The following is a 15,796-nucleotide window of genomic DNA, read 5'->3' as shown; positions in this document are numbered from 1 at the left end:
CAGTTAAAAATCCTCCTTCCAGCCTAAAAAAGCAATCATGCGTCCTGTAGTCCCTTTGTCCCGGCGGTGGGAATAAAAGTATTCACTGTCGCAGCTGGTGCAATAATTCGTTGCATGAATATTCTCTTCCCTGAGGCCGGAGCCCATCAGAATTTGTTTATTAAGCATTTTCAAATCGAGGGAATATTGTCCCTCACTAATTTGATTATATGGCTTTTGTTCGACACCTTCTAGTATTTTTTCTACAAATGCAACGACCCTGTTGTCTACAATATAACATTTTTCGCATATTGATGGCCCAATGACCGCCAAAATTTCTTCCGGATTGCTGCCATCCTGTTTGAAGATGGAGACCATTTCCTTGCCAATGCCGCCGACGCTCCCTTTCCAGCCAGCATGAGCCAACCCGATAAAGCCGGTGTTCGGGTCCAGAAAATAGAGAGGGACACAGTCGGCAAAGCATAGCGTCAGCAATATCCCCTTCTCATTTGTATAAAAGCCGTCTGTCTGGCGAAAAGAAGCATCATAGCGATCTGCCCCTTTTCCACGATCCCCGCCTTTTACGCGCTGGATATGGGTTTCATGTGTTTGTTCCGCCCCTACCCAGCTATCAAGTGAAAAGCCGATTTTTTGTGCCAGGATGCTTCGGTTTTGGCATACAGAATGTTCAACATCGCCAACATGAAAGCCAAAGTTCAACCCTGCATAATGACCAGAGCTTACCCCGCCAATTTTGGTTGAGAATCCGGCTGCCAAAGCTGGCTGATGCTCCATCCAGGATTTTAGAGCAAAAGACTCATTGTGATTAATAATGAATGGTTCCATTTTACCCTCGCAATATTTTTCTTTAGTGTAGCATATATGGCAATAATCGCAACTGTAAGCGTTATTCCCCGTCTTTTATTTCCTTGGCTTCCCCATATTCCCTAAAGCGGACAAGAATTACATCTTCGCCGATTTTCAGGATATTCTGCCACGGAATCACTACTTCGGCATCCTTTCCGAAAATTCCAAGGACCTTGCCTGCCCCTCCGATGATTACCGCTTCTATCTTACCCGTATTCAAATTGATTTCAATATCTTCAACATTTCCCAATCGTTTCCCATCAGAAACATTCACTACATCCTTTATCTGAAAATCCGAGACTTTAAGCATTTTATCTTCCTCCCCGCATCACTTACTATAATATATGTCTGGAGTCCATCCTTTCATGACTGGCTTCTTCTCGGGATGGCTGGCAAAGCTTCCAGCATTAAAAATGGCTGCCTTATGGCAGCCAGATAAAGTTCCATTCAGTTTTGGATGTTTTTGTTCATTTGTTTAATTGCGGCTTTTTCAAGCCTTGAAACTTGTGCTTGGGATATTCCAATTTCCTCTGCCACTTCCATTTGTGTCTTGCCCTGGAAGAAACGCTTGCGTAAAATCAGCTTCTCCCTTTCATTAAGCCTTCGCATGCCTTCTTTAAGTGCGATTTCCTCAATCCAGTTGGAATCTTTGTTACGTTCATCACTAAGCTGATCCATTACATAAATCGGGTCGCCGCCATCATTATAGATTGGTTCGAACAACGAAACAGGATCCTGGATGGCATCAAGGGCAAAAACTATTTCTTCATGGGGTACTTCAAGAACCTTGGCGATTTCTTCGGCAGTTGGTTCCCTTGAAACCTGGCTCATCAGCTTTTCACGGACCTGCAGGGCCTTGTACGCGATATCCCTGAGAGAGCGGGAAACACGGATGGGATTATTGTCCCTAAGGTACCTTCTGATTTCACCGATAATCATTGGAACGGCATAAGTTGAAAATTTTACATTTTGGCTCAGATCAAAATTATCTATGGATTTCATAAGTCCTATACAGCCCACCTGGAATAGATCGTCTACAAATTCTCCACGGTTGTTAAAGCGCTGTATGACACTTAACACTAGCCGCAGGTTTCCATTTACAAGTTTCTCCCTTGCTGTTAAATCACCATTTTGCATTTGTTTGAAAAGCTGTCTCATTTCTTCGTTTTTCAAAACTGGCAACTTTGAAGTATCCACACCGCAAATTTCTACTTTGTTTCGAGTCAATCATTTTCCCTCCTTGCAGGAGCTGCTGTACAAAAATCAGTATCTCCGCAGGGAGGAAAAATATGCACACACTAAATGGGCAAAACATCCAAAATAGGAAGGCAAATCCTCTAAAACCTGTACCATTATTGATTTATTTCACTGAAAAATTTTTACACCATTTTGTTAAATTCCTTCCTGAGCCGTTTAATAATTCGTTTTTCGAGCCTCGAAATATAAGACTGGGATATCCCCAGCATATCGGCAACATCCTTTTGTGTCTTCTCTTCTCCGCTCCCGAGTCCGAAACGAAGCTCCATGATTTGCTTCTCCCGGTCCGACAGCTGCTGCAACGCCTTTATCAGCAGCTTTTTATCAATATTGGATTCCAGGTCCTTTGTGATAATATCCTCCTCGGTGCCAAGCACATCCGATAACAGCAGTTCATTTCCATCCCAGTCAATATTCAGCGGCTCATCAAAAGAAACTTCAGAACGGATTTTATTATTTCTTCTCAAATACATCAGTATTTCGTTTTCAATACAGCGAGAGGCGTATGTAGCAAGCTTGATTTTCTTTTCGGGATTGAATGTATTGACTGCTTTAATCAATCCGATCGTCCCTATGGATATCAAGTCCTCTATATTAATCCCTGTATTTTCAAATTTGCGGGCGATATAGACAACAAGGCGCAGATTTCGTTCAATCAGGATGCTCCTGGCCGCTTTGTCCCCCTTTGGCAGCTTCTTCAATAACAGTTCTTCTTCTTCCTTATTCAAAGGAGGAGGCAGCGCTTCACTTCCGCCGATATAATAAATTTCATCTGTCTTGATCCCTAGCTTGATCATCAATTTATACCAGTAATAGGATAAGCGGAGCCGTAAACTTTTCATGATTTGTCCTCCTTCTAAATTATGTTTTTGTGAGTATAGTATTATTAACTCACCTTCACATCTGCTGCTTGTGAAGCCGTGCCGGTAAGCATTTTGGGATGTATGATGCATTGGAAAGCGCCATCGGCAGAAAGCTGCTGAGTCGTGAAGCTGACCAGTGCCTTATCCACTGAATAAATTTTTCCATCGCTTTCAATCTCAAGGATGTCGGGCTTCATTGCGATAATTAACTGATGCTCTTGTCCGACAACCCTGCATGGGATAATTTTCATTTTGTGTTCAAATTCTGTGGGGAATTCTCCTTCTCCCATTATGATTCTTTCGGGGTTTTCGGCCATATCCTTGACAGTTTCCGGTACTTCATTGAGAAGCGATGCGACGGAAACGAACATGACCGGCATCCTTGAGATTGGATCATACAGCTGGTTCCCGCTGTCCACAAGGCCTTTCAGCTGCAATTCCATCCCGCAGCAGCACAGCCTCACACCAGCAAGCTGGTCGAATTGGATCTTTGCCATCTCCATATGGCCAATGCCTTGTTTTGAAAAATGCCAGGCAAGCGGGAATCCAATCAGCACGAAAAGCCAGCTGATCGGGTCCCCAAACCCCTTTACATTGGCTATCGCTACGGATGACGTCAAATCGAAGTCGAATGAAATAAAAAAGTGAACGCCCAGCAATGCCCCGCCAATTAAAAATGTCACAAGATAGAATGTCATAAGTCCCTTTAAAAAAAAGCTCAGCCGTTTGAAGCCGAAAACAGCCAGTACCATCATGACGGAAAATCCCAGTTTAACGACAGGATGTCCCGCATAGGAAAAAGGTGTGACAGCAAGGAGTATTAACAGCGAGCCGATCAGCCCGCCAGCAAATATCCGCCATAATTTAACGCTCCGTTTAAGCAAAATGGCCGTCAGATACAGAAGGAGCGCGTCAAAAAGCAAGTTCAACCCCCAAATCACATCCAGATAGACAGTCAAGTCACTCCCTCCCAAAAGCATCTTCCGCTTTTCTCATGTCCAGCTCCAGCGGCTAGCGACTAGTGGACTTCCCCCGCCTCCTTGCGATAAGTCAACATCGAATCGCTACGCTCTTCGTGTTTCCTTTATCTCAGTCGCCGGGCTCCAGTCCATACGTCGCTGAACAGCCGCTTCCGCTTTTCTCTGTCCAGCTCCAGCGGCTAGCCCCTCGAGTCGCTTCGGTCCATCGGTTGAAGTCAAAGAGCGACTTCATTCGCTGGCTTTCCAGCGCTTGTCGGGGCTGAACAGCCGCTTCCGCTTTTCTCTGTCCAGCTCCAGCGGCTAGCCCCTCGAGTCGCTTCGGTCCATCGGTTGAAGTCAAAGAGCGACTTCATCCGCTGGCCCTCCAGCGCTTATCGGGGCTGAACAGCCGCTTCCGCTTTTCCTGTTAGGTCAAAGTATATCGTTGTTCATTTAGGAAGTGTGTCACTTTCTGTATACAAAACATCGGAACTTTTCACTTTTCTATTCGGAATTTGTCATATTTTCACTTTCAAAAAATTGAATAAGCATAAAAAAAAGCACGGCATTATGCCGTACTTTTTTATGATTTCTTATCTTCTTCTATTTCGATTGCGCAAGAATGTTGGAATATCAAGGGTGTCTTCTGCTTGCTGCTGGTTATTATGCCTTACAGGTTCCTGCTGCGGCTGCGTTTCTTCACGCTTTGGCTCACGCTTGACAGAATTCATGCCTGGTTTTGGCTGGCTGCCAAATACCGGCCTGGATGGCTTTGTCTGTGCGGGAATATCGTTGAAACCTGTCGCAATGACCGTCACGACAATCTCGTCTTTGAGGTTGTCATTGATGACGGAACCAAATATCATGTTCACTTCCTGGTCGGATGCGGAGGCAACGATATCGGCCGCTTCCTGCACCTCATAAAGGCTCAGGTTGCTTCCGCCAGTGATATTCATCAATACCCCCTGGGCGCCGTCAATGGAAGTTTCGAGCAATGGGGAGGAAATGGCTTTCTTAGCCGCTTCGGCTGCCCGATTTTCGCCTGCTGCAACCCCAATACCCATCAAGGCAGACCCTTTGTTGGACATGATGGTCTTCACATCGGCAAAGTCAAGGTTAATTAACCCTGGAACAGCAATCAAGTCGGAAATGCCCTGTACACCCTGTCGCAAAACATTATCCGCCTCACGGAAGGCTTCAAGCATTGGCGTGCTCTTGTCGACAATTTCGAGCAGCCTGTCATTCGGGATGACAATCAGTGTATCGACTGCTTCCTTCATCGAGCCGATTCCTCCGGCTGCCTGTGTTGCCCTCTTCCTGCCTTCAAAGGTAAACGGGCGTGTCACGACACCGACTGTCAAAGCGCCCAAATCCCTTGCAATTTGCGCGATTACCGGTGCAGCACCTGTGCCAGTACCACCGCCCATTCCAGCTGTAACGAAGACCATGTCTGCACCCTTAAGGGCTTCTTCAATCTGCTCTTTGCTTTCTTCAGCTGCTTTCTTGCCTACTTCCGGATTTGCACCTGCACCAAGTCCGCGGGTAAGTTTGCCGCCGATTTGCATTTTGATTTCAGCTTTCGAAAGATTCAAGGCCTGGGCATCTGTGTTGACTGCAATGAATTCCACACCTTGAACACCGTGTTCAATCATTCGGTTAACTGCGTTATTGCCGCCGCCGCCAACACCGATTACTTTTATAGTTGCAAGTGAATCTAAATTAGTATCAAACTCCAACATGACAAATCCTCCTAATTCGTCGAATTCCGGTCATTGGTTACTCAAAAAAGTAGCCAAGAAACTTCTTTACTCTCGATGGTCCTTTTTCCTCCGGCTGTTTTTCCGGCTTCGCTTTTGGATGCGGCTGTTTTTGAACACGTTTTTCCTTGTATTCCTGCTCCCCAACCGTCGTCTCCATTGCCCTGCCCTGCAATTTTGCATTTTTATAGGCAAATTTAATCAAGCCGACAGCGGTCGTAAATTGTGTTTCGCGAACACCAATGTAGTCAGGAACGGCCAGTCTGACCCTGCTCTGGAACATGTCCTGGGCAAGCTCAAGTACACCCTGCATACTGGCGACACCGCCAGTAAGGACAAAGCCTCCAGGCAAATCCCGCACCTTCATTTTCCTTAACTCATCCTGTACAAGTTCAAAAATCTCCTCTATCCGGGCTTCCACAATGTCTGCCACTTCAAGCTGGTTGAACTGCTGTTCCTGGTTGCTGCCAATAATGCCGACCGAGAATACTTCCTCCTCGGACGCATGGTCATAAAAGGCATGCCCATGCTTTGTTTTGATTCGTTCGGCATCCTCGGTTGAAGTCCGCAAGCCAATCGAAAGATCTTTGGTGATATGGTCTCCTCCAACCGGAATAAAGGCAGTGCCTGCAAGGTGGCCGTTTGCAAACCAGGCCAGCGTAGTTGAACCGCCTCCCATATCTATGAGGGCAACGCCCATATTTTTTTCATCTTTCGACAGGGCAAATGAACCTGCCGCAAGGGGCTGAAGAACAATATCCAGCACCTCCAGGCCGGCCCTCTCTACACAGCGAAGCGTATTATGTAAGATTGTTTTGGAGCCTGTTATGATGGTGCCTTCCATTTCCAGGCGGACACCGATCATCCCGCGGGGATCATTGATTTCGTCAAGTCCGTCCACAATGAATTGTCTTGGGATTACGTCAATGATTTCACGCTCGGGCGGAATCGACATAACTTGCGCGGCATCGATGACCCTGGCTACGTCTTCATTGGTAATCTCCCGGTTTTCACTTGAAACGGCTACCACCCCGTGGCAAGGCTGCAGGGCTACATTATTTCCTGTCACCCCGACGATGACCCGGCGTATTTCCATCCCTATCATTCTCTCAGCTTGCTCTACTGCCTGTTTAATAGAATGAACGGTTTCATCTATGTCAACGATGGAGCCTTTCCTCAAGCCTTCAGACTTCACATTGCCAACACCAATTATATTCAGGGAATCATTGACCATTTCGCCAATGACCACTTTCACACTGGATGTACCGATGTCAAGACTGACATATATATCATTGCTGTTCATTCTGTGGCACCTCCTTTAACCTTTCCTTCTTTTCCATACCTATTATTTCCCGATTAAGTACATTAACCTTATTCGTCACAACTAAATGATTCCCTTTAAAAAATATCATTTTTTTTCTCTTTTTCACCGCTCGATGACCATTTGGCCAACAGGATTCGGCGAATCACGGCAATGTTTTGAAACAGCCTTACACCAAAGGCGAAAACTGCCGCTAAATACAAGTCTACACCAAGATGAACACCTAGAAAAGCTAAACTTGCTGCGAGCAAAATATTAAAAAAGAAACCTGAAACGAAGACTTTTTCATCGTAAATATTTTGCAGCTGTGCCCTGATTCCGCCAAACAGAGTATCGAGTGCGGCAAGTATGGCGATTGAAAGATAATTCGCATATTCCTCGGGTATCCTGATATCAGTCAGCAGACCAAGGATCACCCCAATTACAAGCCCCATTAACGGAAGCCACATTATTCGCCGCCTCCCTTTTCCGACTCCGCAGGCTCCATATAGCGGATCCTGATTGGGTCCTGATAGGCAGGAACCTCAATCTCGTCTCCCGGCTTCTCAATTTCCACCTGCAGATTGTCGATGAAAAAGTCTTCGACAATTGTGGATCCCTGCATTCTGTTAAATAATTTTTCAGCTTCCTGCTGAGTGGCAGCAATCACTTTTATTTCCAGGGGAAACTTGTTTAATGAATGTCCATCAATCTTGGTCATCCTGCTAATTTCCCTGATAACTGTTGTATTAATAACCCTTTGTCCATCAATAGAAACATGAAGGGCACCGTTCAAATACAATTCATTTAATAGACGTTTCAGCAAATAGGGTGACACATAGCTTGTGGTTTCTCCCTGGCCGAATTCATCTAGATATGGCCTGAGGACCAGGACGATCCCAGGTCCCGAAACAGCGGTAAGGCCAGCCTCCGCCTTCAGTTCGGATAGAGTGTCCCTAAGGACCTCTGCCCTGCTCTGCTGCCGTTCCGTTTCATATTTGACGAGCTTCTCCTCATTGGAACGGATCTCCTGAAGGAGCTGAGACTGAATTTTCTTTTCTTCCATCAAATCCTGCCGCAGCTCCCAGGTATCGCGGGTATCCCGAACATTTGGTTCACTGACTGTCTGGAATTGAACGGCAACCATAAAACCAATGATAGTGGCCGTGATGGCAAAGTAGACATTTTTGGGGCTGCCCATCACACTCACCTGACCTTACTGAAATATATCATGCAGTTTCCTCATTTTTTTGCGATAATCGGATCCATGACGAGATTATTCACTGCCTGCAGGGAAAAGATGATTTGATCATTCACCAGCTGGTCCTTAACTCCTCCCGTGATATTCAGGGCCGAAACCAGGACTTCCGGATCTCCGATCGCAGAAATCTCGAAGGGCGCGGGATGCTGGTTGCCATCCACTGTAATGACCGGACCGTCGCAGATGATATAGGAATTATGGGTTAGGCGCTGTCCATTGATTGCCACGGCCGAAGCACCGGAAATATATAATTCATTAATCACCTTGAAGACATGGTGTTCATGGACAAGATAATTATTGATATTATCCTGCGCAGGATCATATTCTCCATCAGCCAGTGTTACTTTTACCCCTGATCCTTTGACCTTCACCTTGCCCAGGTACATCCGATATTTTTCCGCATCTTCAGCAAGGTTGAAATATACCTGCGCCTCATTGGCCAGATCCGCCTCAAACTCCCGTACCATTTCCTGCTTTTCGTGCAATTCCTGCTGCATGGTACGGTTCAATTTTTCCTGTTCAATCAGCTGGTTGCGCAAATTCAAATCCTGCTCCCACTGCCTGTCCGTAATCACCTGTCCTTCATGGGCAGTTTCCGTGATCCGGTAGGAAAAGGCAATCATGAACCCGAGGACAAGGCTGACAAGAGCCAAAATGATGCGATTGGTTTTAACTCTCTTTTTCAATTTCAACTTCTTCAGCTTCCTCTGCTTCATACGCTTTAAAATAAGAGCCGACTTCAAGGTCTATAACGCCCTTTGTCAGCTTAAGCTGACTGACAATTGAAGGATAATGGATCATTTTATCACTAAAGCTTCTTAATGTCGCATTCACTTCATAGCCGTCATTCATGAAAAGGTGAATTCTGTAAGCATCTGTCTCAGAAGGGTTATAGTGGATTTCTGAAATGGTACTGAGGATTTCACCAGGCAGAGTTTCAAGTGAGGCAATCATTTCATCAAGAGCTTTTCCTTCTCTGAACCCAATCAGGATTGGAGCATTCACAGGCATCTCGTCCGCCAGCCCTTTTTCTAGAATCTTGCCGCTCTCGAGAACAGCATGGAAATCACTGCCCTCAGAAAGGTAGGCCAGCTTTTCGTGTTCGGTAAGCTTGATTGCCACCGTATTCGGAAGGCGTACCGATATATCCGCCTTGTCCACCTCCGGCAGGTTTTCAAGCTCCCGCCGGGCCTTTTCGCTATCCATCTTCCAGATATTATCCTGGGTTGTGATTCCGCTTTGCTCTTCGATTTCTTCCTCTGTATAGGATTCATTCCCGCTGACTGTTATGTTCTTCACCTTGCTTAATGGTGATTGAAAATAGATAATGAATAAAATCATGGTAAAGAAGAGAATGAGCACCATTACCAGGCGCCTGTTAGCCTTTTTTCTTCTTTGCTCCTTCAGTTTTGGTATCCTGTCTTCAATCGAAACAATTTTCGTTTTATCCATTTTCAATCACCTCTTTTCTGCCAGGGCGTCAATTGGATCATTCGTTCCGTTTGGCAGCGGCCTCTTAGGCAAGTTGAAAACAACGGCATATTTACATGCCGTTATTAATGCCAGGAACGCTGCTGCTTGATAATCTGATGAACTATTATACCACATTTTTGCCAATCAGCAGCTAATTTCCTGTTATTTTCGACCCATAATTTCTACTTCGGTTTCCATCTGGACACCGTATTGTTCAAGGATGGTAGCCTTCACATGCTCAATCAGGGCAAGAACATCCTGTGCAGTGGCATTGCCGGTATTGACAATGAAATTTCCGTGCATCTCGGAGATTTGCGCTCCTCCGACAGAATGCCCCTTAAGGCCTGCTTTTTCAATCAGCTGGCCTGCATATTCAGGAAGTGGATTTCGGAATATACTGCCCGCACATGGGGAATTCCAGGGCTGGGTTTCCTTGCGGTAATCCTTGTTTTTCTTGTTTTTTGCCATTATTTCGGCTTTGTCGCCTTCCTCAAGCTGAAAAACGGCTTCCACTACAATTCCAGGCCGCTTTTTTTGGAGCACGGAGGTCCGGTAGGAAAACTCCATTTCTTCATTTGTGAGCCACTCCATCGTTCCATCCTGGAACAGAATAAAAGCCTTCTTGAGAATTTTTGAAATATCGGACCCATGTGCTCCAGCATTCATATATACCGCTCCGCCTATGGATCCCGGTATTCCGCTTGCAAATTCAAGTCCTGACAGACCTTTTCTGCTCATCGACATTGCCAGGGCGACGACCGATCCCCCGCTGCCTGCCGTGAGGGTTGTTCCATCTGCCTCCGCATGGTCCAGACCCGCTCCCAGCTTGATGACTACTCCCTCAATTCCATTGTCGGAAACCAGCAGGTTGGAACCGCGGCCGATTGCCGTCCATTTCACTCCTGCTTCCCTGATCACTTCCATTGCTTTTACAAGGTTCTCAACAGAAGAGGGTTCCACCAGCAAATCGGCAGGACCGCCAATTTTAATCGTCGTATGGCTGGCCAGTGGCTCCTGTTCAGCCACCGTTCCAATATTCATCTCTTGAAGCTTCCTTGCCAGTTCTTTCATCCAAATCTTCCTTTCCCGCTATCCCATTTATCCATTATTGTATGCACAATTGGCCTGCTGGGCTACTTTGCAAGTTCTTTCATCAGGCTGTACAGCCTTTCTGCTGCATCAGGCATTCCAAGTTGTTTGGCAGCCTGCTTCATTTGTGTCAATTTCTCCTGGTCCATTAGTATGGAATCAATTTGGTCAACCAGCTTTGGACCAGTGAGTTCCCTCTCGGGCAGAAGCAATGCCGCTCCATGGCTGCTAAGCGCCAAAGCGTTCTTTTCCTGGTGGTTATCCGTAACATAAGGACTTGGAATTAATATGCTTGGTATTCCAAGTGAAGTTAGTTCCGCAAGGGTCGTTGCACCTGCCCTGGCAACCGTCAAGTCGATGCCTGCAAGCACTTCAGGCATATTATGGATAAAAGGCTTGATTTTTACATTTTCAGGATTTCCAATAAGTTCTACTTCATTTTTAACTTCGTCGTAATGAACTTCGCCTGTTATGTAAAGGACTTGATAAGGCTTGCTCCCAAGCTCAGTCAAGGACTTCAGGACCGCCTCGTTCAGAGGTTTTGCCCCCCTGCTTCCTCCAAAGATAAGGACTGCAGGCTGGTTGATTTTTAACCCAGCTGAAATTCTTCCCTTCACCCCATCCTGTCCGACCACCTCGGAGGCACGCGGATTTCCGGTTAAGACAACCTTATCCTTTGGAAAATAGTCTTCAGCTTCTTTAAAGCAGATCCCTATCCTGTCGACATATCGGCTTAAGAATTTATTAGTCAGGCCAGGAATGCTGTTCTGCTCGTGGATAATGGTGGGAATCCCCAGCTTTGCCGCTGCATAGACCACAGGGCCGCATACATACCCGCCAGTGCCAATCACAATGTCCGCCTTAAATTCCCTGAGTATTTTTTTGCTGTCGGCGACCCCTTTAAGAAAGCGGAAAACAGTCTTCACATTTTCAAAGCTGAGCTTTCTTCTGAAACCGGTGATATGAATTGACCGGAAAGCTATTCCTTCCCTTGGAACGATATTGCTTTCAAGTCCTCTTTCAGTTCCTATGTAAAGAAATTCAGCATTTTTATCTCTTTTTTGAATTTCCCTAATCAAGGCGAGGGCCGGATAAATATGACCTCCAGTGCCACCGCCGCTAACGACTATCCTCATTTTTCCACCTCATTAATGAGAGTATCTTTTAATAACCATAATGCACCCAGGATGCATTTTCAATCCTCGGGAGAGCACCCCCCGGCTTTACCCCATTCTACTACATTCTAAACATCTTCCATTCATTTAAAAAGAATGTCATTGAAATGTAACATGGAATTAAAACAACAAAAAAGAAACCCTGCAAGGACAGGGTTGTGTTATACGCTCTGCTGCTAATACCTGGAGTACCTGCTTATATTAAGCAATACGCCTATCGCCATAAGCATTAGCGTGAGCGAAGAGCCTCCGTAGCTCAGAAATGGCAGTGTGATGCCGGTGACTGGCATCAGTCCCGTTACCACGCCAATATTGATCATTACCTGGATGGCAACCATACCGATAATCCCTGCCGCCAAAAGGCTTCCGTATAAATCAGGGGCTCCCAGGGCAATCCTGATTCCTCTCCAGAGGAGGAGGGAAAAGAGCAGCAGGACGAAACTGCCGCCAATGAAGCCAAGTTCCTCGGCTAAAATCGCAAAAATAAAATCCGTTTGCGGTTCAGGCAGATAAAAGAATTTTTGCCTGCTCTCTCCCAGACCCAGGCCGAACAGGCCGCCCGGTCCAATCGCATACAGCGACTGGATCATTTGAAAGCCGCTTCCCAGGGGATCCTCCCATGGGTCGAGGAACGAGGTAATCCTTTTCATCCTGTACGGCGCGGAGACGACCAGACCGACGAATCCCGCCACCCCAAGCAGGCCAAGGTACGCAAAGTGGCTGATCTTTGCGCCAGCAATAAAAATCATTACTACGCATGTTCCCACCATGACAGTCCCTGTTCCAAGATCCGGCTGCAGCATAATCATCGCAAACGCGGTAAAGACAATGGACAACGAAGGCAGCAAACCTGTTTTGAAAGAGGTGATCTGCTTCTGGTTTTCTGACAGGAACTTTGCCAGAAACGCAATCATTGCCAGTTTCATAAATTCCGAAGGCTGAACGGAAAACGCGCCAACCCCGATCCAGCTCCTTGAGCCGTTCCGCACGTTGCCAACTCCAGGAATAAGCACAAGTACCAGTAAAACAAAACAGACGATCAGCAATACCTTGGCCCATGTCCTCCAAGTCCAGTAATCGACATTCATGATGAAGAACATGGCAATGATTCCTACAGCGGCAAACAGCATTTGCCGCTTCGCAAAGAAGAAGGAATCATCAAATTTATATTCTGCCCAGATTGCACTGGCACTGTAAACCATCGTCAGCCCAACGGCGAGCAGTGTAAGAGTGACAATTAAGAGAATGAAGTCGGGAGTTGTTTTTTTGGTTGTTGGCAACGGACACACCTCGGCAGTTTAGATTAGGGCGTCCCTTGATGCCTGCCAATCTACCCGGTAAGTGCGTTCTTGGCGCATTCGAAGACAAGCCCTACTTAAGCTTATGCACCGCTTCGATGAACATGTCACCCCGCACCTCAAAAGTTTTATATTGGTCCCAGCTTGCGCAGGCAGGGGAAAGGAGGATGACATCGCCAGCATCAGAATGTCTGAACGCCTCAGGAACGGCTTTTTCAACATTATCGACGCGGACGATGGTTTTTATTCCTGCCGCTTCCCCAGCCTGTTCAACCTTTGCTGCCGTCTGTCCAAATGTGATGAGAGCCTTGACACTGCCCAGCGAAGGAATCAGTTCCTCAAACCCATTCCCCCTGTCAAGTCCTCCCGCAAGCAGCACGACTGGATTGGCAAAAGCAGAAAGGGCCTTTTGCGTGGCGAGTATGTTGGTTGCTTTTGAATCATTATAAAATCTGCGGCCTTCTATTTCGCTGACAAATTGCAGCCTGTGACGCACTCCTGTGAAAGTCCGCAATACTTCAGCAATGGCTTCCTTTCCGGCTCCTGTCAGACTAGCTGCAGCAACTGCGGAAAGGATGTTTTCAAGATTGTGTTTTCCAGGCAGTGCAATGTCCTCAACATGGATGATTTTCTCCCCTTCAAAAGTGACCCAGCCATCCTTCACACTAGCTCCGCGGGAAAGTTCCTTTGATACAGAGAAAGGAATGAGTTGAGCCTGTGAACGTTCAGCCAAAGCCATGACTCTTTCCTGGTCAGCATTGACGATCAGATAATCACTTTTATCCTGATTTTCCGTAATCCTCGCCTTGGCTTCATGGTATTCTCCCAAACTTCCATGATAATCAAGATGGGCCTCATAGAGGTTGGTAATCAGTGCAATCTTTGGTTTGAACTCGTCTACCCCCATCAATTGGAATGAGGATAATTCGATGACAATGTTGTTTTCCGGTCCAGCCTTTTGGGCCACATCCGACGCTACTGTTCCTATATTTCCGGCAATCAGCGGGTTTTTGCGACCTTTCTCAAGCATTTCAAAAATCAATGTAGTCGTGGTTGTTTTTCCGTTTGTGCCCGTTATGGCGACAAACGGAGCCTCTGATACTTGATAGGCAAGTTCCACTTCTGTAATGATGGGAATCTGCTTGGCCAGGGCCGCCTGGATCATCGGATTATGATAAGGGATTCCCGGATTTTTAACAACAAGTTCAAACCCTTCATCCATTAGTTCGACTGGATGGCTCCCGCAAATCACCTTGATTCCCTGCTGGAGCAAGCCTTGAGCCTCCGGATTTTCTGAAAGGGGCTTTTTGTCATTCACGGTGACAAAAGCCCCCAGGCTGTTCAGCAAAGATGCCGCGCTTACACCGCTCTTGGCAAGGCCAAGAACCAGGACCTTTTTATATTTGTATTTCTCTGCATGTTTCACCTAAATCCACACCTCAATATATATTCCAATAATCGCGCACAGCAGCCCAACCGTCCAGAATGTGACAACAACACGCCACTCTGACCAGCCAATCAGTTCGTAATGGTGATGGAGGGGGCTCATGCGGAAAATGCGTTTTCCAGTCGTCTTAAATGAAATCACCTGAAGAATGACTGACAATGTTTCAATGACGAAAATTCCGCCAATGATCAGCAACAGCACCTCAAGCTTTGCCAGGATAGCAACCGTCGCAATCGCACCCCCGAGCGCGAGCGAACCGGTGTCACCCATAAATACCTTTGCCGGGTGAGCATTGAACACCAAAAAGCCCAATACTGCCCCTGCAACTGCCACGGCAAAAATGGCCAATTCAAATTGTGACTGGCTCCAGGCAAGCACTGCGAAGGCGCCAAACGCTATCGCTGCCGTACCGGACACAAGTCCATCCAAACCGTCTGTGAGGTTTACGGCATTTGAAAAGCCTACCAGCCAAAAGATAATAAAAAACACATAACCCCATCCAAGATCAATTGATAAGTCCGTCAATGGAATGCTGATTACAGTTGAAAAATCACTTTGCCTAAAAATGATATAAAAAATAACGGATATAACAATCTGTCCAAGAAGCTTCTGTTTTGATGTCAGGCCCAGGTTCCTTTTCATGACCACTTTAATGAAGTCATCCAGGAAACCGAGCAGCCCGAAGCCAAGGGTAACCAACAATAACAAATAGGTTTCGACCGATGCGGTTGAAAACTTTTCCGTCATGACCAAGGTCGTTACAGTGATGGACAGCAGGATCATAATGCCGCCCATTGTCGGCGTCCCTGTCTTTTTCTGGTGGGATTTTGGTCCTTCCTCTCGTATGCTCTGCCCGAATTTCAGCCTTCTCAGGAAAGGGATAAAGATTGGGGAAAGAAGTACGGTAATAAGAAAACCAAGAAGAATGGTGAATATGATCACTTCCTCCAGCATGCTAATTCCCCCTCCCCTTTAAACTGCAGCCCTGGCCCTCATGGCCATGGCAGCGTATTTTTCTTGAAAAATGAATTGAAGGCATCAAGATGCCTGTTTGTAAATAAATGTCCATTC

18 protein-coding genes are annotated in these 15,796 nt (G+C 46.4%); all 18 read right to left on the bottom strand.

Annotated elements, in window-relative coordinates:
* Positions 1–3: 3 nt before the first annotated feature.
* The 18 genes from pgeF to mraY all read right to left on the bottom strand — a co-directional run bounded on the left by pgeF (position 4) and on the right by mraY (position 15,679).
* A complete protein-coding gene (gene pgeF, locus ADU22_RS10395) occupies positions 4–825 on the bottom strand; it encodes a peptidoglycan editing factor PgeF (protein WP_053362089.1) in 822 nt (273 codons plus the stop codon).
* Between the two features lie 61 nt (positions 826–886).
* Entirely contained in the window at positions 887–1,156 is a 270-nt protein-coding gene (locus ADU22_RS10390; RefSeq protein WP_053362088.1) for a YlmC/YmxH family sporulation protein, read from the bottom strand.
* A gap of 137 nt (positions 1,157–1,293) precedes the next feature.
* Positions 1,294–2,073, bottom strand: a complete 780-nt coding sequence (sigG, locus tag ADU22_RS10385) for an RNA polymerase sporulation sigma factor SigG (RefSeq protein WP_046522217.1) — start codon at positions 2,071–2,073, stop codon at positions 1,294–1,296.
* Positions 2,074–2,225: 152 nt separating this feature from the next.
* Entirely contained in the window at positions 2,226–2,945 is a 720-nt protein-coding gene (gene sigE, locus ADU22_RS10380) for an RNA polymerase sporulation sigma factor SigE (RefSeq protein WP_053362087.1), read from the bottom strand.
* A 44-nt stretch (positions 2,946–2,989) separates the two neighbouring features.
* On the bottom strand, positions 2,990–3,925 hold the full coding sequence (gene spoIIGA / locus ADU22_RS10375; protein WP_053362086.1) for a sigma-E processing peptidase SpoIIGA: 936 nt from the start codon (positions 3,923–3,925) through the stop codon (positions 2,990–2,992).
* A 236-nt stretch (positions 3,926–4,161) separates the two neighbouring features.
* Positions 4,162–4,299, bottom strand: a complete 138-nt coding sequence (locus ADU22_RS24600; protein WP_156324332.1) for a hypothetical protein — start codon at positions 4,297–4,299, stop codon at positions 4,162–4,164.
* A 219-nt stretch (positions 4,300–4,518) separates the two neighbouring features.
* On the bottom strand, positions 4,519–5,664 hold the full coding sequence (ftsZ, locus tag ADU22_RS10365; protein ID WP_053362084.1) for a cell division protein FtsZ: 1,146 nt from the start codon (positions 5,662–5,664) through the stop codon (positions 4,519–4,521).
* Between the two features lie 37 nt (positions 5,665–5,701).
* Positions 5,702–6,985, bottom strand: coding sequence for a cell division protein FtsA (gene ftsA, locus ADU22_RS10360; RefSeq protein WP_053362083.1), 1,284 nt, complete (start codon positions 6,983–6,985; stop codon positions 5,702–5,704).
* Positions 6,986–7,080: 95 nt separating this feature from the next.
* Positions 7,081–7,452: a small basic family protein gene (locus tag ADU22_RS10355; RefSeq protein ID WP_053362082.1), complete on the bottom strand. Its 372-nt coding sequence runs from the start codon at positions 7,450–7,452 to the stop codon at positions 7,081–7,083.
* The gene (locus ADU22_RS10350; protein WP_053362081.1) at positions 7,452–8,183 is read right to left on the bottom strand and encodes a DUF881 domain-containing protein; all 732 of its coding nucleotides are present in this window, start codon (positions 8,181–8,183) and stop codon (positions 7,452–7,454) included. Before ADU22_RS10350 ends, ADU22_RS10355 begins: the two co-directional genes overlap by 1 nt.
* Positions 8,184–8,224: 41 nt before the next feature.
* Positions 8,225–8,959 (bottom strand): DUF881 domain-containing protein, encoded by a 735-nt coding sequence (locus tag ADU22_RS10345; protein ID WP_053362080.1) that lies wholly within the window; start codon positions 8,957–8,959, stop codon positions 8,225–8,227.
* A complete protein-coding gene (locus ADU22_RS10340; protein ID WP_053362079.1) occupies positions 8,913–9,695 on the bottom strand; it encodes a cell division protein FtsQ/DivIB in 783 nt (260 codons plus the stop codon). The genes ADU22_RS10345 and ADU22_RS10340 overlap by 47 nt, the downstream gene beginning before the upstream one ends.
* Before the next feature lie 6 nt (positions 9,696–9,701).
* Positions 9,702–9,860: a hypothetical protein gene (locus ADU22_RS24595; protein WP_156324331.1), complete on the bottom strand. Its 159-nt coding sequence runs from the start codon at positions 9,858–9,860 to the stop codon at positions 9,702–9,704.
* Positions 9,861–9,878: 18 nt separating this feature from the next.
* The gene (gene murB, locus ADU22_RS10335; RefSeq protein ID WP_053362078.1) at positions 9,879–10,787 is read right to left on the bottom strand and encodes a UDP-N-acetylmuramate dehydrogenase; all 909 of its coding nucleotides are present in this window, start codon (positions 10,785–10,787) and stop codon (positions 9,879–9,881) included.
* A 62-nt stretch (positions 10,788–10,849) separates the two neighbouring features.
* Positions 10,850–11,941: an undecaprenyldiphospho-muramoylpentapeptide beta-N-acetylglucosaminyltransferase gene (gene murG, locus ADU22_RS10330; protein WP_053362077.1), complete on the bottom strand. Its 1,092-nt coding sequence runs from the start codon at positions 11,939–11,941 to the stop codon at positions 10,850–10,852.
* A gap of 215 nt (positions 11,942–12,156) precedes the next feature.
* Complete coding sequence (spoVE, locus tag ADU22_RS10325; protein ID WP_053362076.1) at positions 12,157–13,260, bottom strand: stage V sporulation protein E; 1,104 nt, start codon at positions 13,258–13,260, stop codon at positions 12,157–12,159.
* Between the two features lie 91 nt (positions 13,261–13,351).
* The gene (gene murD / locus ADU22_RS10320) at positions 13,352–14,704 is read right to left on the bottom strand and encodes a UDP-N-acetylmuramoyl-L-alanine--D-glutamate ligase (protein ID WP_053362075.1); all 1,353 of its coding nucleotides are present in this window, start codon (positions 14,702–14,704) and stop codon (positions 13,352–13,354) included.
* Positions 14,705–15,679 carry a phospho-N-acetylmuramoyl-pentapeptide-transferase gene (mraY, locus tag ADU22_RS10315; protein ID WP_053362074.1) on the bottom strand — a complete coding sequence of 325 codons (975 nt, stop codon included), beginning with the start codon at positions 15,677–15,679 and terminating at the stop codon, positions 14,705–14,707.
* Positions 15,680–15,796: the final 117 nt, after the last annotated feature.

Origin of the sequence: Bacillus sp. FJAT-27251 (assembly GCF_001273925.1) — a bacterium.
In the GTDB taxonomy this organism is placed as follows: Bacteria; Bacillota; Bacilli; order Bacillales; family Cytobacillaceae; genus Mesobacillus_B.
The sequence above is the reverse complement of the archived record's forward strand: the minus strand, read 5'-3'. Positions and strand labels throughout refer to the sequence as shown.

Bases quoted from the DNA above. Each gene is read 5' to 3' on its own strand.
- pgeF (WP_053362089.1), bottom strand. From the start codon at position 825: ATGGAACCATTCATTATTAATCACAATGAGTCTTTTGCTCTAAAATCC.
- ADU22_RS10390 (WP_053362088.1), bottom strand. From the start codon at position 1,156: ATGCTTAAAGTCTCGGATTTTCAGATAAAGGATGTAGTGAATGTTTCT.
- sigE (WP_053362087.1), bottom strand. From the start codon at position 2,945: ATGAAAAGTTTACGGCTCCGCTTATCCTATTACTGGTATAAATTGATG.
- ADU22_RS24600 (WP_156324332.1), bottom strand. From the start codon at position 4,299: ATGAAGTCGCTCTTTGACTTCAACCGATGGACCGAAGCGACTCGAGGG.
- ftsZ (WP_053362084.1), bottom strand. From the start codon at position 5,664: ATGTTGGAGTTTGATACTAATTTAGATTCACTTGCAACTATAAAAGTA.
- ftsA (WP_053362083.1), bottom strand. From the start codon at position 6,985: ATGAACAGCAATGATATATATGTCAGTCTTGACATCGGTACATCCAGT.
- ADU22_RS10355 (WP_053362082.1), bottom strand. From the start codon at position 7,452: ATGTGGCTTCCGTTAATGGGGCTTGTAATTGGGGTGATCCTTGGTCTG.
- ADU22_RS10350 (WP_053362081.1), bottom strand. From the start codon at position 8,183: ATGGGCAGCCCCAAAAATGTCTACTTTGCCATCACGGCCACTATCATT.
- ADU22_RS10345 (WP_053362080.1), bottom strand. From the start codon at position 8,959: ATGAAGCAGAGGAAGCTGAAGAAGTTGAAATTGAAAAAGAGAGTTAAA.
- ADU22_RS10340 (WP_053362079.1), bottom strand. From the start codon at position 9,695: ATGGATAAAACGAAAATTGTTTCGATTGAAGACAGGATACCAAAACTG.
- murB (WP_053362078.1), bottom strand. From the start codon at position 10,787: ATGAAAGAACTGGCAAGGAAGCTTCAAGAGATGAATATTGGAACGGTG.
- murG (WP_053362077.1), bottom strand. From the start codon at position 11,941: ATGAGGATAGTCGTTAGCGGCGGTGGCACTGGAGGTCATATTTATCCG.
- mraY (WP_053362074.1), bottom strand. From the start codon at position 15,679: ATGCTGGAGGAAGTGATCATATTCACCATTCTTCTTGGTTTTCTTATT.